Source organism: Burkholderia sp. HI4860 (assembly GCF_002223045.2).
Lineage (GTDB): Bacteria > Pseudomonadota > Gammaproteobacteria > Burkholderiales > Burkholderiaceae > Burkholderia.
In genome coordinates this window covers 775,401-797,926 of sequence record NZ_NKFO02000003.1, presented here as the reverse complement: position 1 = coordinate 797,926, position 22,526 = coordinate 775,401, and the positions used below count along the sequence as shown (strand labels likewise).

At 67.7% G+C, this 22,526-nt stretch carries 22 protein-coding genes and 2 tRNA genes; 9 read left to right on the top strand and 15 right to left on the bottom strand.

Annotated elements, in window-relative coordinates:
- Positions 1 to 7: 7 nt before the first annotated feature.
- The 7 genes from CFB34_RS18935 to fdxA all read right to left on the bottom strand — a co-directional run bounded on the left by CFB34_RS18935 (position 8) and on the right by fdxA (position 3,426).
- Complete coding sequence (locus CFB34_RS18935) at positions 8 to 346, bottom strand: AzlD domain-containing protein (RefSeq protein WP_089424828.1); 339 nt, start codon at positions 344 to 346, stop codon at positions 8 to 10.
- Positions 343 to 1,110 (bottom strand): AzlC family ABC transporter permease, encoded by a 768-nt coding sequence (locus CFB34_RS18930; protein WP_089439524.1) that lies wholly within the window; start codon positions 1,108 to 1,110, stop codon positions 343 to 345. Before CFB34_RS18930 ends, CFB34_RS18935 begins: the two co-directional genes overlap by 4 nt.
- 93 nt (positions 1,111 to 1,203) lie before the next feature.
- Complete coding sequence (locus tag CFB34_RS18925) at positions 1,204 to 2,103, bottom strand: AraC family transcriptional regulator (RefSeq protein ID WP_089439525.1); 900 nt, start codon at positions 2,101 to 2,103, stop codon at positions 1,204 to 1,206.
- A gap of 62 nt (positions 2,104 to 2,165) precedes the next feature.
- Positions 2,166 to 2,651 carry a CreA family protein gene (locus CFB34_RS18920; protein ID WP_089439526.1) on the bottom strand — a complete coding sequence of 162 codons (486 nt, stop codon included), beginning with the start codon at positions 2,649 to 2,651 and terminating at the stop codon, positions 2,166 to 2,168.
- A 121-nt stretch (positions 2,652 to 2,772) separates the two neighbouring features.
- Positions 2,773 to 2,848: transfer RNA gene (locus CFB34_RS18915), tRNA-Asn, on the bottom strand.
- Positions 2,849 to 2,923: 75 nt separating this feature from the next.
- Positions 2,924 to 2,999: transfer RNA gene (locus tag CFB34_RS18910), tRNA-Asn, on the bottom strand.
- A 103-nt stretch (positions 3,000 to 3,102) separates the two neighbouring features.
- Positions 3,103 to 3,426 (bottom strand): ferredoxin FdxA, encoded by a 324-nt coding sequence (gene fdxA, locus CFB34_RS18905; RefSeq protein ID WP_011351384.1) that lies wholly within the window; start codon positions 3,424 to 3,426, stop codon positions 3,103 to 3,105.
- Positions 3,427 to 3,746: 320 nt separating this feature from the next.
- Here fdxA and pncB point away from each other — a divergent pair, with 320 nt between their 5' ends.
- From pncB to rmuC, 5 genes are all read left to right on the top strand, one after another.
- Positions 3,747 to 4,946: a nicotinate phosphoribosyltransferase gene (gene pncB, locus CFB34_RS18900; protein ID WP_089439528.1), complete on the top strand. Its 1,200-nt coding sequence runs from the start codon at positions 3,747 to 3,749 to the stop codon at positions 4,944 to 4,946.
- Between the two features lie 88 nt (positions 4,947 to 5,034).
- Positions 5,035 to 5,697: a lactate utilization protein C gene (locus tag CFB34_RS18895; RefSeq protein ID WP_089439529.1), complete on the top strand. Its 663-nt coding sequence runs from the start codon at positions 5,035 to 5,037 to the stop codon at positions 5,695 to 5,697.
- A gap of 43 nt (positions 5,698 to 5,740) precedes the next feature.
- Positions 5,741 to 7,171 (top strand): sodium:proton antiporter, encoded by a 1,431-nt coding sequence (locus CFB34_RS18890; protein WP_089439530.1) that lies wholly within the window; start codon positions 5,741 to 5,743, stop codon positions 7,169 to 7,171.
- Between the two features lie 81 nt (positions 7,172 to 7,252).
- On the top strand, positions 7,253 to 8,242 hold the full coding sequence (locus CFB34_RS18885; protein WP_043183100.1) for a D-glycerate dehydrogenase: 990 nt from the start codon (positions 7,253 to 7,255) through the stop codon (positions 8,240 to 8,242).
- Positions 8,239 to 9,717 (top strand): DNA recombination protein RmuC, encoded by a 1,479-nt coding sequence (gene rmuC / locus CFB34_RS18880; protein WP_089439531.1) that lies wholly within the window; start codon positions 8,239 to 8,241, stop codon positions 9,715 to 9,717. The genes CFB34_RS18885 and rmuC overlap by 4 nt, the downstream gene beginning before the upstream one ends.
- Before the next feature lie 90 nt (positions 9,718 to 9,807).
- Here the strand turns inward: rmuC and CFB34_RS18875 are convergent, their stop codons facing one another.
- The 6 genes from CFB34_RS18875 to CFB34_RS18850 all read right to left on the bottom strand — a co-directional run bounded on the left by CFB34_RS18875 (position 9,808) and on the right by CFB34_RS18850 (position 17,084).
- Positions 9,808 to 10,293 carry a GNAT family N-acetyltransferase gene (locus CFB34_RS18875; protein WP_089439532.1) on the bottom strand — a complete coding sequence of 162 codons (486 nt, stop codon included), beginning with the start codon at positions 10,291 to 10,293 and terminating at the stop codon, positions 9,808 to 9,810.
- Positions 10,290 to 10,565 carry a hypothetical protein gene (locus tag CFB34_RS18870; RefSeq protein WP_006401288.1) on the bottom strand — a complete coding sequence of 92 codons (276 nt, stop codon included), beginning with the start codon at positions 10,563 to 10,565 and terminating at the stop codon, positions 10,290 to 10,292. The genes CFB34_RS18875 and CFB34_RS18870 overlap by 4 nt, the downstream gene beginning before the upstream one ends.
- A 39-nt stretch (positions 10,566 to 10,604) precedes the next feature.
- Positions 10,605 to 11,903 (bottom strand): gephyrin-like molybdotransferase Glp, encoded by a 1,299-nt coding sequence (gene glp / locus CFB34_RS18865; protein WP_089439533.1) that lies wholly within the window; start codon positions 11,901 to 11,903, stop codon positions 10,605 to 10,607.
- Between the two features lie 105 nt (positions 11,904 to 12,008).
- Positions 12,009 to 12,626, bottom strand: a complete 618-nt coding sequence (mobA, locus tag CFB34_RS18860; RefSeq protein WP_089439534.1) for a molybdenum cofactor guanylyltransferase MobA — start codon at positions 12,624 to 12,626, stop codon at positions 12,009 to 12,011.
- Between the two features lie 28 nt (positions 12,627 to 12,654).
- The gene (moaA, locus tag CFB34_RS18855) at positions 12,655 to 13,767 is read right to left on the bottom strand and encodes a GTP 3',8-cyclase MoaA (RefSeq protein ID WP_089439535.1); all 1,113 of its coding nucleotides are present in this window, start codon (positions 13,765 to 13,767) and stop codon (positions 12,655 to 12,657) included.
- A gap of 131 nt (positions 13,768 to 13,898) precedes the next feature.
- Positions 13,899 to 17,084, bottom strand: coding sequence for an Rne/Rng family ribonuclease (locus tag CFB34_RS18850; RefSeq protein ID WP_089439536.1), 3,186 nt, complete (start codon positions 17,082 to 17,084; stop codon positions 13,899 to 13,901).
- 725 nt (positions 17,085 to 17,809) lie between these two features.
- Here CFB34_RS18850 and CFB34_RS18845 point away from each other — a divergent pair.
- The 4 genes from CFB34_RS18845 to CFB34_RS18830 are packed head-to-tail and all read left to right on the top strand — an operon-like array spanning position 17,810 to position 20,882.
- On the top strand, positions 17,810 to 18,814 hold the full coding sequence (locus tag CFB34_RS18845; protein ID WP_039348433.1) for an RluA family pseudouridine synthase: 1,005 nt from the start codon (positions 17,810 to 17,812) through the stop codon (positions 18,812 to 18,814).
- Positions 18,815 to 18,819: 5 nt separating this feature from the next.
- Positions 18,820 to 19,479, top strand: coding sequence for an HAD-IA family hydrolase (locus CFB34_RS18840; protein ID WP_089439537.1), 660 nt, complete (start codon positions 18,820 to 18,822; stop codon positions 19,477 to 19,479).
- Positions 19,476 to 19,877 (top strand): Rieske 2Fe-2S domain-containing protein, encoded by a 402-nt coding sequence (locus CFB34_RS18835; RefSeq protein WP_089439538.1) that lies wholly within the window; start codon positions 19,476 to 19,478, stop codon positions 19,875 to 19,877. The genes CFB34_RS18840 and CFB34_RS18835 overlap by 4 nt, the downstream gene beginning before the upstream one ends.
- 12 nt (positions 19,878 to 19,889) lie before the next feature.
- A complete protein-coding gene (locus CFB34_RS18830) occupies positions 19,890 to 20,882 on the top strand; it encodes a S49 family peptidase (protein ID WP_089439539.1) in 993 nt (330 codons plus the stop codon).
- Positions 20,883 to 20,945: 63 nt separating this feature from the next.
- Here CFB34_RS18830 and CFB34_RS18825 read toward each other — a convergent pair whose 3' ends face one another.
- Positions 20,946 to 21,668: an SAM-dependent methyltransferase gene (locus tag CFB34_RS18825; RefSeq protein ID WP_089439540.1), complete on the bottom strand. Its 723-nt coding sequence runs from the start codon at positions 21,666 to 21,668 to the stop codon at positions 20,946 to 20,948.
- Positions 21,665 to 22,297, bottom strand: a complete 633-nt coding sequence (locus CFB34_RS18820; RefSeq protein ID WP_089439541.1) for a Maf-like protein — start codon at positions 22,295 to 22,297, stop codon at positions 21,665 to 21,667. The genes CFB34_RS18825 and CFB34_RS18820 overlap by 4 nt, the downstream gene beginning before the upstream one ends.
- Between the last annotated feature and the right edge of the window lie 229 nt (positions 22,298 to 22,526).

The window sequence follows — 22,526 nt, the reverse complement described above, 5'->3', positions numbered from 1 at the left end:
CGTTTGCTCAGGCGGGCAGCCAGTGGGGCAGCACGACCCCTTGCCAGAAAAAGAATACCGCGAGCCCCACCGCGATCGTCACGAGCGGGCGGCGGGTGGCGGCCGACACGAGCACGGCGGCGAGCGCGCCGACGAGCTGTGGATTGCGCCAGGTCAGCTCGGCGGTGCCGCCGTGCGGCGAGACGACCATCGGCACGATGATCGCGGTGAGCACGGTGACGGGCACGAAGCCGAGCGCGGTCCGCACGAGCGGCGGGAAGGTCAGCCGTTCGCCGAACAGGAACAGCGTCGAGCGGATCGCGTACGTGATGACGGCCATCCCGAGGATCAGCAGCGCGTAGCTCACGATGCAGCCTCCGTGCGCGAGCCGGCGCGCGTGCGTTCGTGCCGCAACGTGAGCGCGACGCCGACCGCGACGCCAGCGGCGACCGCGCCGAGCAGCCCGAGCTTGTACGGCCAGCCCTGCCAGAAGTACGCGAGCGTGCCGGCCGTCACGGCTGCCGCGAAATAGCGCGGCGTGCCGAGTTGCGGGACGACGATCGCGATGAAGGTCGCCGCCATCGCGAAATCGAGGCCGAGCGACTGCAGGCCCGGGAATGCCGCGCCGAAGCCGATGCCCGCGAGCGTCCAGACCTGCCAGTTCAAGTACATCGCGAGCCCTGAGCCGAAGAAGTAGTGGGGGCCGATCGCGCCCGGCGGGAAATGCCGGTAGTGCGCGTAGGCGACCGCGAACACCTCGTCGGTCATCAGTGCGCCGAGCGTCGCACGCCAGCGCAGCGGCAGGTGGGCGACATAGGGCGCAAGCGTCGCGCTGTACAGCAGGTGACGCAGGTTCACGATCAGTGTGGTCGCGAGCACGACGACGAAGCTCGCGCTGCCCGCGATCAGGCCGAGCGCGATGAACTGCGCGGAGCCCGCGAACACGGCGAGCGACATCAGTGCGCCATGCCATGCGGCGAGCGGGCCGCCGCCGACGAGCGTGCCGAAAATCACGCCGAACGGGGCGGCGCCGATCATCATCGGGATCGTGTCGCGCGCACCGTCGAGCCATTCGTTCAATGGGCGGCGGGCAGGCGATGCGGGTATCGGATTCAAAGGGTGCTCCTCCATGAACGGGAGGATAGCGGGCAAGGGGTGTGCCGGCTTGTATGTTCTTGCGCTTGCGGGACGGCGGTATCGCGATGGCGTCCCGGACGCTGCGCGTCAGCTCGCCTGCCAGCGCCCGGGCGGCACGCCGAACATGCGTTTGAAATGCCGGGTGAAGTGGCTTTGGTCGACGAAGCCGCTGGCCGCCGCGACGTCGGCGACGGGCACGCCCGCGCGCAGCGGCGCCAGCGCGCGCTGCAAGCGCAACTGGTTGCGCCACGCATGCGGCGGCATGCCGGTCGTGCGGGTGAACAGGCGCGCCGCGTGAAATGGGGACAGGCCGACCGCCTGCGCGACTTCGTCGAGCGTCACCGTGCACACGAGGTCGGCGGCGAGCCGCTCGCGCATGACGTCGACGCGCGGTTCGTCCGCCGCGAGCGGCGCCGGTCGCGGCTGTGCGTCGGCATGGCGCACGATCAGCGTCGACAACGCATCGAGCATCGCCGTTTCGGCGGCGAGCGGATCGTAGGCGCGCGGTGCGCCGCTCGCCGGATCATGCGCCGGCTGCCCGTGCGTCTGCAAGGTCAGTGCGCGCTCGCTGCCGGCCTCCATCATCCGGTGCGCCAGCGTGAGCCTGGCCGCAAGATCGGCGTCGCGAATCACGTCGGGCGCGAACCACGGCGGGTCCTGCGGGCGGCCGGCGATCGCATTGGCGAGTTCGTGGATGAATTCGACCGGTATGTAGCTGACGCGATAGCACCAGCCTTCCTCGGCCGCGCGCGACCCCGTATGCACCTCGCCGGGATTGATGACGGGCACGGAGCCGGTTTCGGCGACATAGCCGCTGCCGCGATACGTGTAGCGCTCCGCACCTTCGAGAATCACGGGGATCGTGTACGCGTCGTGCCAGTGGGGGGCGAACGCATGATCGCGATAGGTGGCCGTGAGGAGGTCCGCGTCCGGCAGCAGCGGCGTGCGCCAGTAGCGTGCGGAGTCGGGAAGGCGGGTGGCGGACATGATCGGGCGCGGGAGCGGTCGAATCGACAGTGTATCGCTCGCGCGCCCGGCAGGCGCGGGCTTTACTTGACCGGAATCGTCGTGCCGGCCGGCATCGGTACCGCGGTGACGGCATTCTTCGGGCTGCCGCTGACGATGCGGTCGCTGTAGGTCAGGTAGACGATCGTGTTGCGCTTGGTGTCGACCACGCGCACGACGTGCAGGGTCTTGAAGATGAACGACATGCGCTCGCTGAACACGTCGGTCTGCTGCTTGAGCGGCTCCTTGAAGCTGATCAGGCCGACCTGCCGGCATGCGATCGACGCTTCGCTCGGATCCTCGGCGACGCCGAGCGTGCCCTTGATCCCGCCGGTGCGGGCGCGCGACACGTAGCAGGTCACGCCGTTCACGATCGGATCGTCATACGCCTCGACGACCACGCGATCGGAGCCCGTGACGCGGAAATGGGTGTTGACGCTGCCGACTTCCTCCGCGTGCGCGAGCGGCGCCGCGGCGAACGCGGAAAGCAGGAGGGCGAAGGGGGCTGAGCGGAGGAGGCGGTGCTTCATCGACGGAACCGGATGCGAATGCGGGACAGAGACTCTAGCATGCGCGCGCGACCGGACGACGAAAGCCGAATGGTGGGCCGGAAAAACAAAAGGCCCGTCGAATGACGGGCCTTTCGCTATTTGGCTCCCCGACCTGGGCTCGAACCAGGGACCTACGGATTAACAGTCCGGCGCTCTACCGACTGAGCTATCGGGGAATAAATCGGTACATCTGCATGCGTGTTTGTCTACCAGCAAAAAGCCCGTCCACTTTCAACGGGCCTTTGCGTTTTTGGCTCCCCGACCTGGGCTCGAACCAGGGACCTACGGATTAACAGTCCGGCGCTCTACCGACTGAGCTATCGGGGAACAAACAACAACAGCAGAGAAATGAGATTATATGGAGCGTTGATCAGGTCGTCAATACTTTTGAGCCGCGGCGCACAAAAAAATCTCTGCGGCCGCTGCGCGATCAGCGCTCGAGGAGGTGCAGCTTGTCCTGCACGTCCTTCCACTCGTCCGCGTCGGCGGGTGCCGGCTTGGTCTTCGTGATCGACGGCCAGTCCTTCGCCAGCTCGGCGTTCAGCGCGGTGAACTGCTGCTGGTCGCCCGGAACGTCTTCTTCGGCATAGATCGCATTGGTCGGGCACTCGGCGACGCACACGGCGCAGTCGATGCACTCGTCCGGATCGATGGCGAGAAAGTTGGGACCTTCACGGAAGCAATCCACCGGGCACACATCCACGCAGTCCGTGTATTTGCACTTGATGCAGCCTTCGGTCACAACGTGAGTCATTAAAACGCTCCTGCTTGGCGGTATATATGGGGTGGCGTTTGCGCCAAAACCGGCATTGTAACTGAAGCGCAAAACCCGCATGGCGTGGTCGGCTATCCGGCTTATATCGTTTCGTGATTAGTTTATGGGACCGTCCAGCGGGCGCCGCAGGGACGCCCCAGCGGCAGTGCATGCCCGATACGCCGGAACGGGCAGTGCGGCCGGAGCGGGGCGGCAGGCGGTTTCACGATGGTCGGGCCCGCATTCGGGTAACATGGCCGGCAGACCGGGCGGCGCGCGGTGCGCCGGGGCCCGGTCACGATATTGGCGCTGCCGTCATCATGATCATCACTTCGCTGCTCGACACGGATCTCTACAAGTTCACGATGATGCAGGTCGTCCTGCATCACTTCCCCGCTGCAAGCGTCGAATACCGTTTCCGGTGCCGCACGCCCGGCGTCGATCTCGTGCCGTACATCGACGAGATTCGCGACGAGGTGCGCGGCCTGTGCGCGCTGCGCTTTTCCGACGTCGAACTCGACTACCTGCGGCGGATGCGCTTCATCAAGAGCGATTTCGTCGACTTCCTCGCGCTGTTCCACCTGAACGAGAAGTACATTTCGATCACGCCGTCGCCGAAGGGCAACGGTGAAATCGACATCGAGATCACGGGGCCGTGGCTGCACACGATCCTGTTCGAGATCCCGGTGCTCGCGATCGTCAACGAAGTGTATTTCCGCAATACCCAGCGCGAGCCCGACTATCGCGAAGGCCGCGAACGGCTGCGCGAGAAGATCAAGCTGCTCGGTGCGAAGCCCGAGTTCGCCGACTGCAAGATCGCCGACTACGGCACGCGCCGGCGCTTCTCGAAGGTCTGGCACGAGGAGGTCGCGCTTACGCTGCGCGACGGCCTCGGCCCGCAGTTCGCGGGCACCAGCAACGTGCTGTATGCGATGAAGCACGGCATCACGCCGCTCGGCACGATGGCGCACGAGTATCTTCAGGCCTGCCAGGCACTCGGCCCGCGGCTGCGCGATTCGCAGATCTACGGCTTCGAGATGTGGGCGAAGGAATATCGCGGCGACCTCGGGATCGCGCTGTCGGACGTCTACGGGATGGATGCATTCCTGAACGACTTCGACATGTACTTCTGCAAGCTGTTCGACGGCGCGCGCCACGATTCGGGCGATCCGTTCGAATGGGGCGAGCGGATGCTGCGTCATTACGAGATGAACCGTTGCGACCCGCGGACCAAAGTGCTCGTGTTCTCGGACGCACTCGACATCCCGAAGGTCATGCAGTTGTACGAACGTTTCCGCGGCCGCTGCAAGCTCGCGTTCGGCGTCGGCACGAACCTTACCAACGATCTCGGCTACGTGCCGCTGCAGATCGTGATCAAGATGGTCCGCTGCAATGGCCAGCCGGTCGCGAAGCTGTCGGATTCGCCGGGCAAGAGCATGTGCGACGACAAGGCGTATCTGGCTTACCTGCGCCAGGTGTTCGGCATCGCGCAGCCGGTCGACGAAGACGCGTCGAGGTAAGCATCGGCCGAACGGCCAAAACTGCGTGGCGGCGAGGTCGGCCGGTATAATCCGACGGTATCGCCCGCCAACGTCACGAGGACCGTTCATGGACACTTCCGCTGCCCGTCGCCAGATCCTCGCGCGCATTCGCGCGGCGCAGGGGCGTGCGGCCGAAACCGATGCGGCCGAGCGCGACAGCATTGCCGATTATCTCGCCCGTCATCCGGAGGGCCCGCGCCCGCCGGCGCCGGCCGATCTCGTCGCGGCATTCGTCGACGAAGCGGCACGCCTGTCGACGACGGTCGACGAAGTCGCGACGCTTGCCGACGTACCGGCCGCCGCGGCTCGCTACCTTTGCGCTCACGGCCTGCCGACGCAGGCCGTCGCGTGGCGGACGCTGGCCGATTTCGACTGGGCGGGCGCAGGCCTGTCGGTCGAATGCCGCAAGCCGCGCGACGGCGATCTGGTCGGCCTTACCGGCTGCTTTTGCGCGACTGCGGAAACGGGCTCGCTGGTGCTGCTGTCCGGCCCGGACACCTACGCGTCGGCCGGCCTGTTGCCGGAAACGCACATCGCGATCGTTCCCGCGTCGCGGATCGTCGCCGGTCATGAAGACGCCTTTGCGCTGATCCGCTCGGAGCGCGGCGAATTGCCGCGCGCGGTCAACTTCGTCTCGGGCCCGTCACGCACGGGCGATATCGAGCAAACCATCGTACTCGGCGCGCACGGCCCGTACCGCGTTCATGTGATCGTCGTACGGGGCGCATGACGCGCCCGCTGCATCCACTACCACTCGAACAAGGAAGTTCTGCATGAAACGACATGCCGCCTGGGCGGGCATGGCGTCGGGGATCGCGCTTGGCGCCGTCCCTGCGCTTGCATCGGCCGCAACGCTCGACGGTGCCACGCTGTCTGCTTTCTGGGGCATCCCGTTCGCCGGGATCCTGCTGTCCATCGCACTGTTCCCGCTCGTCGCCCCCGTGTTCTGGCATCACCACTTCGGCAAGATCGCGGCCGGGTGGGCGGTCGTGTTCCTGGTCCCGTTCGCGTTCGCGTTCGGCGCGGGCACCGCGTTCGGCACGCTCGTGCACGCGCTGCTCGAGGAATACATCCCGTTCATCGTGCTGCTCACCGCGCTCTATACGGTCGCGGGCGGCATCTGCGTGAACGGCAACCTGCACGGCACGCCGAAGCTGAACACGGCGATCCTCGCGCTCGGCACGTTGCTCGCGAGCGTGATGGGCACGACGGGTGCCGCGATGCTGCTGATCCGGCCGCTGCTGCGCGCCAACGACAACCGCAAGCATGTCGTGCACGTCGTGATCTTCTTCATCTTCCTCGTCGCGAACGCGGGCGGCTCGCTGTCGCCGCTCGGCGATCCGCCGCTGTTCCTCGGTTTCCTCAATGGCGTGAGCTTCTTCTGGACGACCACGCACCTTGCACTGCCGATGCTGTTCATCTGCGTGGTGCTGCTGACGCTGTTCTTCGTGCTCGATACGTACTTCTACCGGAAGGGCGGCGAGGAGCGGCCGGCCACGCTCGACCCGACGCCCGACAGCGACCGGCTGTCGATCGACGGCAAGATCAATTTCGTGCTGCTCGCGGCCGTGATCGGCCTGGTGCTGATGAGCGGCGTGTGGAAGCCCGGCGTCACGTTCGACGTATGGGGCACGCACGTCGCGCTGCAGAATCTCGTGCGCGACGTCGCGCTCGTAGGCGTGACGCTCGCCTCGCTCGCGCTGACGCCGCGCTCCGCGCGCGAGGGCAACGCGTTCAACTGGGCGCCGATCGAGGAAGTCGCGAAGCTGTTCGCCGGGATCTTCGTGACGATCGCGCCGGTGATCGTGATCCTGCGCGCCGGTGCCGACGGCGCATTCGCGCAGATCGTCCATCTCGTCACGGGGCCGGACGGCAAGCCGATCGACGCGATGTACTTCTGGGCGACCGGCATCCTGTCGTCGTTCCTCGACAATGCGCCGACCTATCTCGTGTTCTTCAACCTCGCGGGCGGCGATGCGCAGTCGCTGATGACGACCGGTGCGTCGACGCTGGCCGCGATTTCCGCGGGCGCGGTATTCATGGGCGCGAACAGCTACATCGGCAACGCGCCGAACTTCATGGTGAAGGCGATCGCCGAATCGCGCGGCGTGAAGATGCCGAGCTTCTTCGCGTATCTCGGCTGGGCGCTGGTCGTGCTGATACCGGTATTCCTGCTGACGTCGTGGATCTTCTTCTCGGCGTAAGCTGACGATTTTCAACCTAGAGCGGGCGGTCCCGGCGGCGCATGGCGCGCGGCGATCCGTCCGTGGCATGCGGAGATGGCGATGCAGAAGATCCTGGTCGCGCGTCCGATCTTTCCGGACGTGATCGAGCGGCTCAAGCAGTATTTCGACGTCGACTGGAACAACGGCGACGCACTCGCGCCCGACGCGCTTGCCGCGCGTCTGGCCGACAAGGACGGCGCGCTGACGGCCGGCGATCCGGTCGGCGCGGCGGAGCTCGCGGCAGCGCCGCGCCTGCGCGTCGTGGCGAACATGGCGGTCGGCTACAACAATTTCGACATGGCCGCGTTCAACGCGGCGAACGTGCTCGGCACCAACACGCCCGATGTGCTGAACGAGTCGACCGCCGATTTCGGCTGGGCGCTGATGATGGCCGCGGCCCGCCGGATCGCCGAGTCCGAGCACTGGCTGCGCGCCGGCCACTGGCAGAAGTGGGCGTACGACGGTTTCCTCGGCAGCGACATCTACGGCTCGACGCTCGGCGTCATCGGGATGGGGCGCATCGGCCAGGCGCTCGCGCGCCGCGCGCGCGGCTTCGGGATGCAGGTGATCTATCACAACCGGTCGCGGGTCGCACCCGAGATCGAAGCCGAGCTCAATGCCGAATACGTGTCGAAGGACGCGCTGCTTGCCCGCGCCGATCACGTCGTGCTCGTGCTGCCGTACACGAAGGAGAACCATCACACGATCGGCGCGGCCGAGCTCGCGAAGATGAAGCCCACCGCGACGCTGACCAACATCGCGCGCGGCGGGATCGTCGACGACGCGGCGCTGGCCGTCGCGCTGCGCGACGGGACGATCGCCGCGGCCGGCCTCGACGTGTACGAGGGCGAGCCGACGGTCCATCCGGCACTGCTCGAGGTGCCGAACGTCGTGCTGACGCCGCATATCGCAAGCGCGACCGAAAAGACGCGCCGCGCGATGGCGAACCTTGCCGCCGACAACCTGATCGCCGCGCTGGGCGAGGGGCCGCGCGCGGGGCAGCCGCCGAATCCGATCAACCCTGACGTGATCGGGAAGCCGCGCGCATGACGATGACGTTGTTGCTTGCGGCGGTCGTCGTGCTGGCCGTCGCGCTTGCGGTGGCGATCGTCGCGCTCGTGCGTGACGGTGGCCGCCACGACGATGCGGCGATACTCGGCGACCAGATCGAGGACGCCGCGCATGCGCAGGCGCGCGCAGTCGAGCGGCTCGAACGCGAATTGCGCGGCGAGATCGTCGAGAACGCGCGCGGTTCGCGCACCGAGCTGGCCGGCAGCTTCGCGCAGCTTCAGCAGACGCTCGCCGCGCAACTGACGAGCGTGGCCACTGTGCAGAACAACCAGATCGAGGGGTTTGCCCAGCAGCTCGGCAAGCTCGTCGCCGGCAATGCGCAGCAGTTCGACGCGATGCGCGAGAGCGTGCAGCGCCAGGCGCAGCAGGCGCGCGAGGAGCAGACGGGCGCGCTCAGGCTGTTCGGCGACACGTTGAACCGGCAGCTCACGCAACTGACCGAAGCGAACGACCGCCGGATCGGCGAGGTGCGCGCGACGCTCGAGCAGCGGCTGAAGGAAATCGAGACGAACAACGCGGCGAAGCTCGAGGAGATGCGCCGCACCGTCGACGAGAAACTGCACGCGACGCTCGAGCAGCGGCTCGGCGAATCGTTCAAGCTCGTGTCGGACCGGCTCGAGCAGGTGCATCGCGGGCTCGGCGAGATGCAGACGCTCGCGGCAGGCGTTGGCGACCTGAAGAAGGTGCTGACCAACGTGAAGACGCGCGGCACCTGGGGCGAAGTGCAGCTCGAGGCGCTGCTCGAACAGATGCTGACGCCCGAGCAGTACGCGAAGAACGTCGCGACGGTGCCGAAGAGCAGCGAACGCGTCGAGTTCGCAATCCGGCTACCGGGGCGCGAGGCCGGCACGCGTGACGCGCCGCCCGTGTGGCTGCCGATCGACGCGAAATTCCCGCGCGAGGACTACGAGCGGCTGATCGACGCGCAGGAGCGTGCGGATGCGGTGGCGGTCGAGGAAGCAGCCCGCGCGCTCGAGGCACGCGTGCGGCTGGAGGCGCGCACGATCGCCGAGAAGTATGTGGCGCCGCCGCACACGACCGATTTCGCGCTGCTGTTCCTGCCGACCGAGGGGCTCTATGCGGAGATCCTGCGTCGCCCGGGGCTGACCGACCTGCTGCAGCGCGACTATCGCGTGACGGTTGCCGGCCCGACGACGCTCACCGCACTGTTGAACAGCCTGCAGATGGGTTTCCGTACGCTCGCGATCGAGCAGCGGTCGAGCGAGGTGTGGCAGGTGCTCGGGGCGGTGAAGACGGAGTTCGGCAAGTTCGGCGACGTGCTCGCGCGCACGAAGTCGCAGCTCGAAACGGTCACGCGCTCGATCGAGGCCGCCGAGCAGCGCACGCGCGTAATGAACCGCAAGCTGAAGCAGGTCGAAGCGCTGCCGGGCGATACGGCGGCAGGGCTGCTGGGTGCGGAAGGGGCCGAAGGTGCCGATGCGGACGACGCATGACGCACATGGCCGACATCGGCCGGAAAGCAAAAACGGGCGCCGCGGCGCCCGTTTTCTTTTGACGCGATGGCCGGCGTGGCCGGCTCGCGGTCAATGCCCGGCAAGCGTATCCAGTGCGTCGCCCGTGACGCGAACGATGCGCCAGTCGGGCAGCACGGTTGCGCCCATCTTTTCGTAGAAATCGATCGCCGGCTGGTTCCAGTCGAGGACCGACCATTCGAAGCGTCCGCAACGGCGCTCGACGGCCAGGGCGGCGAGGTGGCGCAGCATCGCGGTGCCGAGGCCCGTGCCGCGCTGCGACGGCTGCACGTACAGGTCCTCGAGATAGAGGCCGCGACGGCCGAGGAACGTCGAGTAATTGTGGAAGAACAGCGCATACGCGACGATCGCGCCGTCGTGCTCGGCCACCCGTGCCTCGGCGGCGGGGTGCTCGCCGAACAGCGCGTCGGCGAGATCGGCCTCGGTCGCGACGAACAGGTGCGCGAGCTTCTCGAACTCGGCCAGTTCGCGCATCAGCGCGAGGATCGCGCCGACGTCGCCTGCCTGGGCCGCGCGGATCAGCGGTGCGCCGCTCACGCTTCTTCCGGCGGGTCGGACAGCACGATCTCGATGCCGCCGAAGCGCGATGCGACCCAGTTGTACGCGTGGCATGCGATCCACAGCAGCACGAAGCCGAGGATGGCGTTCAGCAGCAGCGCGCTCAGGATCGTGCTCAGTTCGACCATCCCGTAGCGGACGTAGGCGACGAGAATGCCAAGCAGCACGATCGGGACGCTGAACGTCAGGTAGACGAGGATCAGCGCTTTTGCGGTCTGCCCCGCGGCGATCGACGAAATTTGTTTCTTCATGTGCGGATTGCCCCCGTAGAGATATACCGATAGTGGAATTCAGATCAGGCCGCCGAGCGGCAGGATGTCGACCGGGGTGCCCGCGTCGACTGCCGCGGTATCGTGGCCCAGGACGATGAAACAGTTGGCGGCCGAGAGACCGCTCAGCGACGCGGAACTCTGCGAACCGGCCGGTGTGACGTGCCAGCGGCCGTCGGCGGCGCGCGTCGCGATGCCGCGCAGGTAGTCGGTGCGGCCCGGGCGGGTCTTCAGCGCTTGCGTGCTGAGTGCGGTATGCATCGCCGGCGGCTGCGCTTGCGCGCCGGCCAGTGTCAGCAGCGCGGGGCGCACGATCGCGTAGAACGTCACGGCAGACGCGACCGGATTGCCGGGCAGCCCGAAGAACAGCGTGTGACCGGCGCCGTCGGCGGCGCGTGCGAGCGTGCCGCATGCGAGCGGCCGGCCTGGGCGCAGCGCGAGGCTGGCGAACGTCACGTCGCCGAGCCGTGCCATGACGTCGCGCGTGAAGTCGGCTTCGCCGACCGATACGCCACCCGACGTGATCACCGCGTCGGCCTGTGCGGCGACCGCGCTGCGCAAGGCGGCTTCGAGCGCGGCCGGGTCGTCACGGACGATCCCGAGATCGACCGCGTCGACATGCAGCCTTTCGAGCATCGCGATCAGCATCCCGCGGTTGCTGTCGTACAGTGCGCCGGGGCTAAGCGGCTCGCCGGGCTCGCGCAGTTCGTCGCCGGTGGAGAACACGGCGACGCGCACGCGCCGGCGCACCGAAACCTCGGTGACACCAAACGACGCGAGCAGGCCGAGATCGGACGGCCGCAGGATGCGGCCCGCGGCGAGCGCGCACGCGCCGCGCGCGAGATCCTCGCCGGCCTTGCGGCAGTTCGCGCCGCGCGCGATGTCGTGCGCGGCGAAGTGGATCGTGTCGCCATCGACGCGCACGCGTTCCTGCGGAATCACCGTGTCGCAGCCGGCCGGCATCGGCGCGCCCGTCATGATGCGCACGCATGATCCGGCCGCCACGGCGCCGTCGAACGGATGGCCGGCGAGCGCCGTGCCGGTGACCGCCAGCGTGACCTCCGCTTGCGGCGATACGTGCGTGCCCATACTGCCGTCGAACGCATAGCCGTCCATCGCCGAGTTGTCGTACGCGGGAATGTCGAACGGGGCGTTCACGTCGGCCGCGAGCACGCGGTCGAGTGCATCGCGCAGCGTCACCGTGTCACACGCGTCGACCGGCACCGCGAAGCGGCACGCGAGCGCCTGCGCGTCGGCGAGCGACAGCGGGGCATCGGAATCGGGTGCGGTTCGGGGGGCGGGCGAGGATTGCGTGATCATCAGTCGGACTGCGCCGCAAGGCGTATCGGGTTCGTGGCCGGTGGCGCGAGGAGGGTGCCTGGGCGCGGGTTGCGCGTGCGGCGGGCGGGAACCGCGCGGGTGCCGTCAGCGGCGGGCCAGCGCGGCGAGTTCCTGCCAGGAGTTGGCATTGTAAAACGCACGCTCGTCGTGAAACTCGACTTCGACCGTCGTGTGGCGTGCGTACCACGCACGCACCTTGCGGTCGCCGGCGGCGAGCCGGGCGGCGAGATCGTCGGCCAGCGACGTGCGCAGCAGCGCGAACGTCGGCTGCGGCGAGCGCACTTGTTGTGCGTCGACGGTCACCGCCATGGCGATGTCGGCCTGCCGCGCGTCGAGCGCCGCCTGCAACCGTGCGACGAGGTCGGCCGGCAGATAGGGTGTATCGCATGGCGAGCACGCGACGAGCGGCGCGCGTGCCGCCCGCATGCCGGCAAGCAGGCCCGCGAGCGGGCCGGGGAAGTCGGGTGTTTCGTCCGCGACGATGAGCGCGTCGAATGGCGCACCGAGTTCGGCGTAGCGATCGGCATGGCGATTCGCGCTGATCAGCGTCTCGTCGACCTGCGGCGAGAGCCGGCGCAGCACGTGCAGCGCGAGCGGCGTACCGTCGAGCAACTGCAGGCCCTTGTCGACGCCGTCCATGCGTATGGCACGTCCCCCTGCGAGCAGCAGGCCGGCGATCGAGGGAGAGGCGGAAGCGGGCATGGTAAGCGGGTGGGATGGGCAGCGTGCGTCAGCCGCCGATATACGACATCTCGACCCGCTTGCCGGCGCCGTCGGGCACGGCGTCGGCCGACGCGCTGCCGCGCAGCTGCGAATAACGGTCGGTGCGGGCCTGCCAGATGCGGGCGATCGCGGTCGCGATCTCGGCATCGTTCGCGCCGCCGCGCACGAGCGCGCGCAGGTCGTGGCCGGTCGACGCGAACAGGCACAGGTACAGCTTGCCTTCGGTCGACAGCCGCGCGCGCGTGCAGTCGCCGCAGAAGGCCTGCGTGACGCTGGAAATCACGCCGATCTCGCCGCCGCCGTCCGCATAACCCCAGCGCTGCGCGGTTTCTGCCGCCGTGTGCGGATCGAGCGGCACGAGCGGGAAGTGTTCGGCGATTCGTGCGATGACGTCGGCCGATGGCAGCACCTCGGTCATGTTCCAGCCGTTCGACGTGCCGACGTCCATGTATTCGATGAAGCGCAGGATGACGCCGGTGCCGCGGAAACGCTCGGCCATCGGCAGGATCTCGCTGTCGTTGGTGCCGCGCTTCACGACCATGTTGACCTTGACCGGCGCGAGACCCACGGCCTGGGCTGCGAAGATGCCGTCGAGCACGTCGGCGCTCGCGAACTCGGCATCGTTCATGCGCTTGAACAACGTATCGTCGAGCGCGTCGAGGCTGACCGTCACGCGCGTGAGCCCGGCGTCCTTCAGCGCGCGCGCCTTGCGGGCGAGCAGCGAACCGTTGGTCGTGAGCGTCAGGTCGAGCGGGCGGCCGTCGTGCGTGGTCAGGCGGGCGAGGCGCTCGATCAGGAATTCGAGATTCTTGCGCAGCAGCGGCTCGCCGCCCGTGATGCGGATCTTCTCGACACCGTGTGCGACAAAGAGTCGCGCCACGCGTTCGATTTCCTCGTGCGTGAGCAGCGCGCTGTGCGGCAGGAACGGGTAGTCCTTGTCGAAGACGGCGCGCGGCATGCAGTACACGCAGCGGAAGTTGCAGCGATCCGTCACCGAAATGCGCAGGTCGCGCAGCGGCCTGGCGAACGTGTCGGCCAGCGTGCCGTCCGGGGCGTGCGCGACGCCGGAGACGTCCGGCATCCCGCTGACGTCGGCGAGAGGAATGATGCGTCGGGACATGTTGAAAGAAGTGCGAACCAGACCTCTATTTTAGCCGTAAGCGGCGGACGGGTCCGGTGGGCGGAAACCCGCAGCGCGGACATGAAAAAGCCCGCCGGAGGCGGGCTTTTCCTGGTCGGACGATGCGTCGATCAGTGTTGCGTCGTTTCGACCTGCTGCATCGGGGCCGTATCGACCGGCGGCAGCGCCTTGCGTTCGCGCGGCACGCGAGCCGGACGCGGGAGGCGCGACGCGGCTTCCTGCGCAGCGGCGAACTTGTCGGCGTCCGTGTTCACCCAGACGAGACCAGCCTGCTCCAGCACGGTATCCAGGCTCGCCGAAGCGGGCGCGGCTGCCGGTTGGGCGGAGGCCGGAGTCGGGGCCGGTGCCGGTGCGGCGACGGCCTCGACCGGCGCGGCTTCGACATGGGCCGGCTCCGCAGCCACCGGAGCGGCTTCGGTCGTCACGGCCGGTGCGGCTTGCTCGACGGGGGCCGGCTGCGGCGCCTCGACGGCGGCAGGTGCTGCCGGCACTTCGAACGCGTCGGTCGGCGAGACCGCGACCGGAGCCGGACCGGCTTCCGTATCGACGGCCGGTGCCGGTTCTGCTGCCTGGGCGGCCACTGCTGCTTCGACCGGCGCTGCTTCGACGTGTACCGGTGCCGGCTGCGGCTCGACAGCGGCCGGTGCTGCCGGTTCGGCATGGTGCTCGACCACGGCTTCGGCGACGACTGCGCTTGCCGCGGCGGCTGCCACGACGACTGCCGGTGCGGCCGGGTGGGCCGGTTCGGCAGCAGCCGGTGCTTCCGGCGTCACGGCTTGCACCGTCACTTCGCCTTCTGCGCCTTGCTCGGCGTGGTCGACGACTGCACCGTCTTCCTCGCGCTCGCGACGACCGCCGCGGCGGCCGCGACGGCGGCGGCGACGTTCCTCGCCATCACGCGCGCCGGCTTCCGCATCGGCTGCCAGCTCGGCGCCGGGCAGGGCTTCCGCGACGGCCTTGTCGGCTTCCGGTTCCGGATGGGTTTCGCCACGGGTCACGGTTTCCAGCGTGGCCGCATGCTGCGTCGGCTTGCGGCGCTCGCCGCGCTCGCGACGTTCCTGGCGTTCGCCACGACCGGCTGCTTCGACGCCTTCCGGCTGCTCGACACGCTCGCGCGGTTCGCGGTTCTCACGCGGTTCGCGCGGCTCACGGCTTTCACGCGGCTCACGGCTTTCACGCGGCTCACGGCTTTCACGCGGCTCACGGCTTTCACGCGGCTCGCGGCCTTCGCGCGGGCTACGGCCCTCGCGACCTTCGCGGTTCTCGCGACCTTCACGCGGTTCACGACCCTCGCGCGGTTCGCGGCCTTCACGCGGCTCACGACCCTCACGCGGTTCGCGCACTTCCTTGCCTTCGCGCTCCTGGCGTTGCGACTGGCCACGGCCCGCCGCGACCTGGTCGCGGCCGCCTTGTGCCTGCTGGGCGCCGCCGCGACGGTTGCGGTTGCGATCGCCGCCGCGTTCGCCGCGTTGCTCGGACTTCTCGGCGCGTTCGCCGCGAGCCGGACGGGCTGCCTGCTCCTTCGCCGGGGCCGGAGCAACCGGTGCGGGTGCGGGCGCCGGCGAGACGCCGAACAGACCCTTCAGCCAGCCGATGAAGCCGCCGGTAGCCGGCGCGACAGGCGCGGGCGCGGCAACGGGTTCGACCGGGCGCTGCGGGGCCGGGCTCGGGGCCGGACGCTCGGGCGTGATGCCCTTGACCGCGGCTTCCTGCTTCGGCTTCACTTCCGCCGCGCGCTTGCTGTAGCCGGTTTCCGACTCGAGTTCGCGGGCGGCTTCCTCGGCCATCTTCCAGGACGCGCGCGGGTCGTCGAGACGTGCATCGTCGTGGCGCAGGCGCTCGAGCTTGTAGTGCGGCGTATCGAGGTGCTTGTTCGGGATCAGCACGATGCCGACCTTGAAGCGCGACTCGATCTTGTTGATTTCCTGACGCTTTTCGTTGAGCAGGAAGGCGGTCACCTCGACCGGCACCTGGCAGTGGATCGCCGCGGTGTTTTCCTTCATCGCTTCTTCCTGAATGATCCGCAGGACCTGCAGCGCGGACGATTCGGTATCGCGGATGTGACCGGTGCCGTTACAACGCGGGCAGGTCACGTGGCTGCCTTCCGACAGGGCCGGACGCAGGCGCTGGCGCGACAGTTCCATCAGGCCGAAGCGGGAGATCTTGCCCATCTGGACGCGCGCGCGGTCATGCTTGAGCGCGTCTTTCAGGCGCTGCTCGACTTCGCGCTGGCTCTTCGCCGATTCCATGTCGATGAAATCGATCACGATCAGGCCGCCGAGGTCGCGCAGGCGGAGCTGGCGGGCGACTTCGTCGGCCGCTTCGAGGTTCGTGCGGGTCGCCGTTTCCTCGATGTCCGCGCCCTTGGTCGCACGCGCCGAGTTCACGTCGATCGCGACGAGCGCTTCGGTGTGGTCGATCACGATCGCGCCACCCGACGGCAGCGGCACCGTGCGCGAGTACGCGGTTTCGATCTGGTGTTCGATCTGGAAGCGGGAGAACAGCGGCACGTCGTCGTGGTAGCGCTTCACCTTCGCGACGTTGTCCGGCATCACGATGTCCATGAATGCGCGGGCCTGATCGTGGATTTCGTTCGTGTCGATCAGGATTTCGCCGATGTCGGGCTGGAAATAGTCCCGGATCGCGCGGATCACGAGGCTCGATTCCAGATAGATCAGCATCGGCTGGCCGGGGTTGCCGCTTTGCGACGCCGCTTCGATCGCGCGCCACAGTTGCAGCAGGTAGTTCAGGTCCCACTGCAGTTCCTCGGCGCTGCGGCCGATGCCCGCGGTACGGGCGATCATGCTCATGCCGTCCGGGATCTGCAGTTGCGCCATCGTCTCGCGCAGTTCCTGACGCTCGTCGCCTTCGATCCGGCGCGACACGCCGCCGCCGCGCGGATTGTTCGGCATCAGCACCAGGTAGCGGCCGGCGAGCGAGATGAACGTGGTGAGGGCGGCGCCCTTGTTGCCGCGCTCTTCCTTCTCGACCTGGACGATCAGTTCCTGGCCTTCGCGCAGGGCATCCTGGATGCGCGCGGAGCGCATGTCGATGCCTTCCTTGAAGTACTGGCGGGCGACTTCCTTGAACGGCAGGAAGCCGTGGCGGTCTTCGCCGTAGTTGACGAAGCACGCTTCGAGCGACGGCTCGATACGGGTGATGACACCTTTGTAGATATTGCCTTTGCGCTGTTCGCGCCCGGCTGTCTCGATGTCGATGTCGATGAGCTTCTGCCCATCGACGATGGCGACGCGCAGCTCCTCCTGCTGCGTCGCATTGAACAGCATGCGTTTCATGAACGACTCCAGGCGGCTCTGCTGGCGGCGCCTCGCGGTTGTCAGTCGCGAGGGCGGGAACGACGGCAGGCCGCGCCTTGTTGTGTTGTCACGAGCACGCTGGAGCGGGAACGATGGCGGGGAGAATTGCCTGAAGAGGCGCTTGGGCCCGAAAGACGGGGCCGGCGGCCATAGGGCACCTGCGAACACGGCTTCAAAGCACGGCGTCCACACACCGCACGCTGTCAAAGCGCGCTAAGCCTGAGGCCGGGCACTGCCGCGGGGCGCGTCGTCGTGCGACGCGCGTGCCAACGGGCGGCAGATGCTGCGGCTCGGGCCGCAGCGGGGAGTATCGAATCCAGCCCGACTTTCCCGCCTGGGGTGTACTTCCCTGGTTTGACGTCGCCAGGCTCCGCACGCTTCGCGGAGCCAAATCGGGCGCAACGCCGTAATTTTCGCAACCGGCAGCCTGCGCGGACGCACTTCGCGCCGTCGGGCTGCCGATCAAATTCTTTTCAACCAACTTTCCGTTACCGCGGCGCCTTGCCGACCGAATCCGCCTGTGGGCGCGATCCTTGCCGACGGGCGGCGCCGTGCGTGCAACTTGCTGCATCTCTTTGATTAGGGGCGAGCAGCAGACCCCCGGCGCAAGTAAAATAACGGTTTGCGCTTGCGCCTTGCCCGGTTGGTCCGGGCCGGCCGGTGAGGCCGCCCGCAACGTCAGGCTGGGCAAAATTATATTCAGTATGAACGAGTTAGGCAAAATATCCCAGAATTCGGTCGCAAGCGGCCAGGTATCGATGATCGAGATCGACGAAAACTCGGCCGGTCAGCGTATCGACAACTTCCTGTTGCGCGTCTGTAAAGGCGTGCCGAAAAGCCATATTTACCGGATCCTGCGCAGCGGCGAAGTGCGCGTGAACAAGGGTCGGGTCGATGCGCAGTACCGGCTCGCGTTCGGCGACATCGTCCGCGTGCCGCCCGTGCGCGTGGCCGCCGCCGACCTCGCGCGTGCCGAAGCCACCATCGTGCCGCCCGCGCACTTCGACGTGCTGTTCGAGGACGACGCGATGCTCGTCATCAACAAGCCGGCCGGGGTGGCGGTCCACGGCGGCAGCGGCGTCGCGTTCGGCGTGATCGAGCAGATGCGCCAGGCGCGCCCGCGCGCGAAATTCCTCGAACTCGTGCACCGCCTCGACCGCGAGACGTCCGGGATCCTGATGCTCGCGAAGAAGCGCACGGCGCTGGTGGGCCTGCACGAACAGATTCGCGAGAACAAGATGGACAAGCGCTATTTCGCGTGCGTCCATGGTGAATGGCAGTCGGACTGGGGCCGTCGCCGCGCGGTGAAGGCGCCGCTGTTCAAGTATTCGACCCCGGAAGGGGAACGCCGCGTGCGGGTGCAGGACGACGGACTGCCATCGCATACGGTGTTCAACCTCGTCGACCTGTGGCCCGAGTACGCGCTTCTCGAAGCGGAACTCAAAACGGGTCGGACCCATCAGATCCGGGTGCACCTCGCGCATCTCGGCCTGCCGATCGCCGGCGACGCCAAGTATGGCGATTTCGCACTGAACAAGGCGCTGGCGCGCGCGAATGCGCAGCCGTCGTTGAAACGGATGTTCCTGCATGCTTACCGGCTGCGGCTCGCCCACCCGCTGACCGGCGAGGCACTGCAGTTCGATGCGCCGCTGCCGGACGAATGCCGGCGCTTCCTCGATCAACTCAGCGCACTGCGCGATACCGCCTGAACCGCATGGCTCGACAGCAATTTGACCTGATCGTCTTCGACTGGGACGGCACGCTGATGGATTCGACTGCGCACATCGCGCACAGCATCCAGGCTGCATGCCGCGATCTCGGCTTGCCCACGCCGTCCGACGAGGCGTCACGCTACGTGATCGGCCTCGGCTTGCGCGATGCGCTGCAGATTACGGCTCCGACCCTCGATCCGTCCGACTATTCGCGGCTCGCCGAGCGCTACCGTTATCACTATCTGCTCGACGACCAGCGCATCGAATTGTTCGCCGGGGTGCGCGAGTTGCTCGCCGAGCTGCGCGACACGGGCTATCTGCTCGCCGTTGCAACCGGCAAAGGTCGGGTCGGGTTGAACCGCGTGCTCGACCAGTCGAAGCTGACGAGCCTGTTCGATGCGACGCGCTGCGCCGACGAAACCTTCTCGAAACCGCATCCGGCGATGCTGCACGAACTGTCCCGGGAATTGGGGCAGGACCTGGCGCGCACCGTGATGATCGGCGACACGACCCACGACCTGCAGATGGCCGCGAGTGCCGGGGCCGCCGGCGTCGGCGTCGCGTATGGCGCGCACACGGCCGACGCACTGGCCGCGCTCGCGCCGCGCTTCGTCGCGCCGGACGTCGGCGCGCTGGCCGCGTGGCTGCGGGAGCACGCATGAGCGCGGCGCCGGATGCCGTGCGCGTGTGCGCATCGGAGGCGCTGGCAGACGGCGGCGCCGGCGTGCGCGTCAATGCGACGCTGCGCGGCGAGCAGGCCGTCGTGTTCTTCGTGCGCTACGAGGGCCAGGCATACGGCTACCTGAATCGCTGCGCGCATGTGCCGATGGAGCTCGACTGGGTCGAAGGGCAGTTCTTCGAATCGTCGGGCCTCTACCTGATGTGCGCGACGCATGGCGCGATCTACGAGCCGAACACCGGCAAGTGCGTCGGCGGCCCGTGCCGCGGCGGCCGCCTGCGGCCGGTCGAGGTCGACGAGCGCGACACGTCCGACGGGCGTGCGGTATTCTGGGTGCCCGACGCCGACCTGCGTCCCGCCGTTCCCGCCACGACCGACTAACGACAATCCTGCATGGCCGACCAACCGAATTCCCCGGATTCTTCCTCCCGTCCCGATAGCCGTGAACCGAACTGGGAGCGTGCCGCGCTCGAGCGGATCGCGCTCGCGGCCGTCAAGGAGCAGCGCGCGGCGCGGCGCTGGAAGATCTTCTTCCGCTTCGCGTTCCTCGCCGTATTCGTGCTGTTCGCGTTCGCGCTGATCGATTTCTCGAGCGATTCGAAGTTCTCGTCGAGCGGGCGGCATACGGCGCTCGTGACGATCGACGGCGAGATCGCGGCCGGCGTCAATGCAAACGCCGACGACATCAACACGGCGCTCGACGCCGCGTTCGACGACGACGGCACGGTCGGTGTCGTGCTGCGGATCAACAGCCCGGGCGGCAGTCCGGTGCAGGCCGGGATGGTCTACGACGAGATCCGCCGGCTGCGCGCGAAGCATCCGGATAAACCGTTGTATGTCGTCGTGACCGACATGTGCGCATCGGGCGGCTATTACATCGCGTCCGCGGCCGACAAGATCTTCGTCGACAAGGCGAGCATCGTCGGGTCGATCGGCGTGCTGATGGACGGGTTCGGCTTTACCGGGCTGATGGGCAAGCTCGGCGTCGAGCGGCGCCTGCATACGTCGGGTGAAAACAAGGGCTTCTACGACCCGTTCTCGCCGGAAACGCCGAAGATGGACGCGCATGCGCAGGCGTTGCTCGACCAGGTGCACGCGCAGTTCATCAAGGCCGTGAAGGATGGCCGCGGCAAGCGGCTGCACGAGACGCCCGACATGTTCTCGGGGCTGTTCTGGACCGGAGAGAAGAGCGTCGAGCTCGGGCTGGCGGATGGTTACGGCACGACCGACACGGTCGCGCGCGACGTGCTGAAGGCGCCGGATCTCGTCGACTATACGGTGAAGGAAAGCCTGACGAACCGCGTCGCGCGCAAGTTCGGCGCGGCCGTCGGCGGCGCCGCGATGAAGGCGCTGACGGCCGGCGGCGCGTCAGTCAGCCTGCGCTGACCGGAGGCGGGCGGGCCGCGATGGCCCGCCGTTCATCTGGCTCTGGCGGATCGCCTGCCGCGTTCAGTTCGCCAGCAGCAGGAAGATCGCAGGGCGCTTGTGCAGATTCGGCGCAGGCGCCTTTTTCCAGTCCGCGACGGTACGGCTCGCGATCGTCTCGGTCGGGAGGGTCAGGTCGGCCGCGACGCAGATCTGCGTCGACGGTGCGCAGGTCGCGACGAGCGTGTCGAGCATCGCCTGATTCCGGTACGGCGTTTCGATGAAGATCTGCGTCTGGCGCGCCTTGCGTGACAGTTGTTCGAGTTCGCGCAGGCGTTTGGCGCGCGCGGCCGCGTCGACCGGCAGGTAGCCGTTGAACGCGAAGCTCTGGCCGTTCAGGCCCGATGCCATCAGCGCAAGCAGGATCGAACTCGGCCCGACGAGCGGCACCACCTTCACGCCGCGCTCGTGCGCGCGGCGCACCAGCAACGCACCGGGGTCGGCGACGGCCGGGCAGCCGGCTTCGGACACGAGGCCGGCGTCCGCACCGGCCAGTATGGGCGCAAGCAGCCGATCGATGGCGCCGGCCGGCGTGTTGACGTTCAGTTCGCTGATCTCGATTTCCTGGATCGGGCGCGTCGTGCCGATCTTCTTCAGAAATGCACGCGTCGTCTTCGCGTTCTCGCCGATGTAATAGCCGAGCGTGCCGGCGCGCGCCTGCACGGCCGCGGGCAGGACGGCCGCGAGCATCGATTCGTCGCCTTCGCCGAGCGTGTTCGGGACGAGGTAAAGCGTGCCGGCGGTCATGCGCGGTCTCCACGGGTGATTGCAAACAACGGATAGTCGGCGGCGCGCAGCATGCGCGTGAGCGTGATCAGCGGCAGGCCGACGAGCGCGGTCGGGTCATTCGAATCGATCGCGTCGAGCAGTGCGATGCCGAGCCCCTCGGACTTCGCGCTGCCGGCGACGTCGTACGGCGTTTCGGCGCGCAGGTACGCGTCGAGTTCGGCCTCGGGCAGCGAGCGGAAGCGCACGTGCGTGACGATGTCCTCGACCTGCGCTTCGCCGGTCCGGCTGTCGTACAGGCACAGCGCGCTGTGGAATTCGACTTCGCGGCCCTGCATCGACACGAGTTGCGCGAGCGCGCGCTCATGGGTGCCGGGCTTGCCGATCTGGAGCCCGTCGAAGGTCGCGACCTGATCCGACCCGATCACGAGCACGCCGTCGGGCGCGTCGATCGTCGCGGCGACGGCGCGCGCTTTCGCGCCGGCGAGCCGCAGGGCGGTCGCGGCCGGCGTTTCGCCGTCGTGCGGGGTTTCGTCGAGGTCGGGCGACACGACGTCGAAGGGGAGGCCGAGGCGCTCGAGGAGCGCGCGGCGGTAGCGTGAACTGGAGGCAAGAATCAGCCGCGGCGGGCGGCAAACGGTATCCGGCATGGTCGGTTGGATCGGTGAGTCGTCAGGTGTGGTGTGGCGTTGCGCGGACGCAAGCTTAAGTGATTGACCGCAAAAGGTAAAACAGGTATGCTTTCCCGCTTTTCGTCGGCAGGCTTCCGTTGTGGTGGCGCCTGCCGGGTCTTTGGAAGTAAAGTACGTCATCCGCGGATGAGCCGTACGCGAGCGGTACCAAGCCGGATTCGCAAGTCAGCCTGTAGGCAGGAGCGCA

What these genes read in the sequence shown, in the direction of transcription:
- CFB34_RS18835 (WP_089439538.1), top strand. Translation starts at nt 19,476, where the DNA reads ATGAGCGCGGCGCCGGATGCCGTGCGCGTGTGCGCATCGGAGGCGCTG.
- CFB34_RS18920 (WP_089439526.1), bottom strand. Translation starts at nt 2,651, where the DNA reads ATGAAGCACCGCCTCCTCCGCTCAGCCCCCTTCGCCCTCCTGCTTTCC.
- moaA (WP_089439535.1), bottom strand. Translation starts at nt 13,767, where the DNA reads ATGTCCCGACGCATCATTCCTCTCGCCGACGTCAGCGGGATGCCGGAC.
- CFB34_RS18845 (WP_039348433.1), top strand. Translation starts at nt 17,810, where the DNA reads ATGAACGAGTTAGGCAAAATATCCCAGAATTCGGTCGCAAGCGGCCAG.
- CFB34_RS18870 (WP_006401288.1), bottom strand. Translation starts at nt 10,565, where the DNA reads ATGAAGAAACAAATTTCGTCGATCGCCGCGGGGCAGACCGCAAAAGCG.
- CFB34_RS18820 (WP_089439541.1), bottom strand. Translation starts at nt 22,297, where the DNA reads ATGCCGGATACCGTTTGCCGCCCGCCGCGGCTGATTCTTGCCTCCAGT.
- fdxA (WP_011351384.1), bottom strand. Translation starts at nt 3,426, where the DNA reads ATGACTCACGTTGTGACCGAAGGCTGCATCAAGTGCAAATACACGGAC.
- pncB (WP_089439528.1), top strand. Translation starts at nt 3,747, where the DNA reads ATGATCATCACTTCGCTGCTCGACACGGATCTCTACAAGTTCACGATG.
- CFB34_RS18830 (WP_089439539.1), top strand. Translation starts at nt 19,890, where the DNA reads ATGGCCGACCAACCGAATTCCCCGGATTCTTCCTCCCGTCCCGATAGC.
- CFB34_RS18890 (WP_089439530.1), top strand. Translation starts at nt 5,741, where the DNA reads ATGAAACGACATGCCGCCTGGGCGGGCATGGCGTCGGGGATCGCGCTT.
- rmuC (WP_089439531.1), top strand. Translation starts at nt 8,239, where the DNA reads ATGACGATGACGTTGTTGCTTGCGGCGGTCGTCGTGCTGGCCGTCGCG.
- CFB34_RS18850 (WP_089439536.1), bottom strand. Translation starts at nt 17,084, where the DNA reads ATGAAACGCATGCTGTTCAATGCGACGCAGCAGGAGGAGCTGCGCGTC.
- CFB34_RS18825 (WP_089439540.1), bottom strand. Translation starts at nt 21,668, where the DNA reads ATGACCGCCGGCACGCTTTACCTCGTCCCGAACACGCTCGGCGAAGGC.
- mobA (WP_089439534.1), bottom strand. Translation starts at nt 12,626, where the DNA reads ATGCCCGCTTCCGCCTCTCCCTCGATCGCCGGCCTGCTGCTCGCAGGG.
- CFB34_RS18895 (WP_089439529.1), top strand. Translation starts at nt 5,035, where the DNA reads ATGGACACTTCCGCTGCCCGTCGCCAGATCCTCGCGCGCATTCGCGCG.
- CFB34_RS18840 (WP_089439537.1), top strand. Translation starts at nt 18,820, where the DNA reads ATGGCTCGACAGCAATTTGACCTGATCGTCTTCGACTGGGACGGCACG.
- CFB34_RS18925 (WP_089439525.1), bottom strand. Translation starts at nt 2,103, where the DNA reads ATGTCCGCCACCCGCCTTCCCGACTCCGCACGCTACTGGCGCACGCCG.
- CFB34_RS18885 (WP_043183100.1), top strand. Translation starts at nt 7,253, where the DNA reads ATGCAGAAGATCCTGGTCGCGCGTCCGATCTTTCCGGACGTGATCGAG.
- glp (WP_089439533.1), bottom strand. Translation starts at nt 11,903, where the DNA reads ATGATCACGCAATCCTCGCCCGCCCCCCGAACCGCACCCGATTCCGAT.
- CFB34_RS18930 (WP_089439524.1), bottom strand. Translation starts at nt 1,110, where the DNA reads ATGGAGGAGCACCCTTTGAATCCGATACCCGCATCGCCTGCCCGCCGC.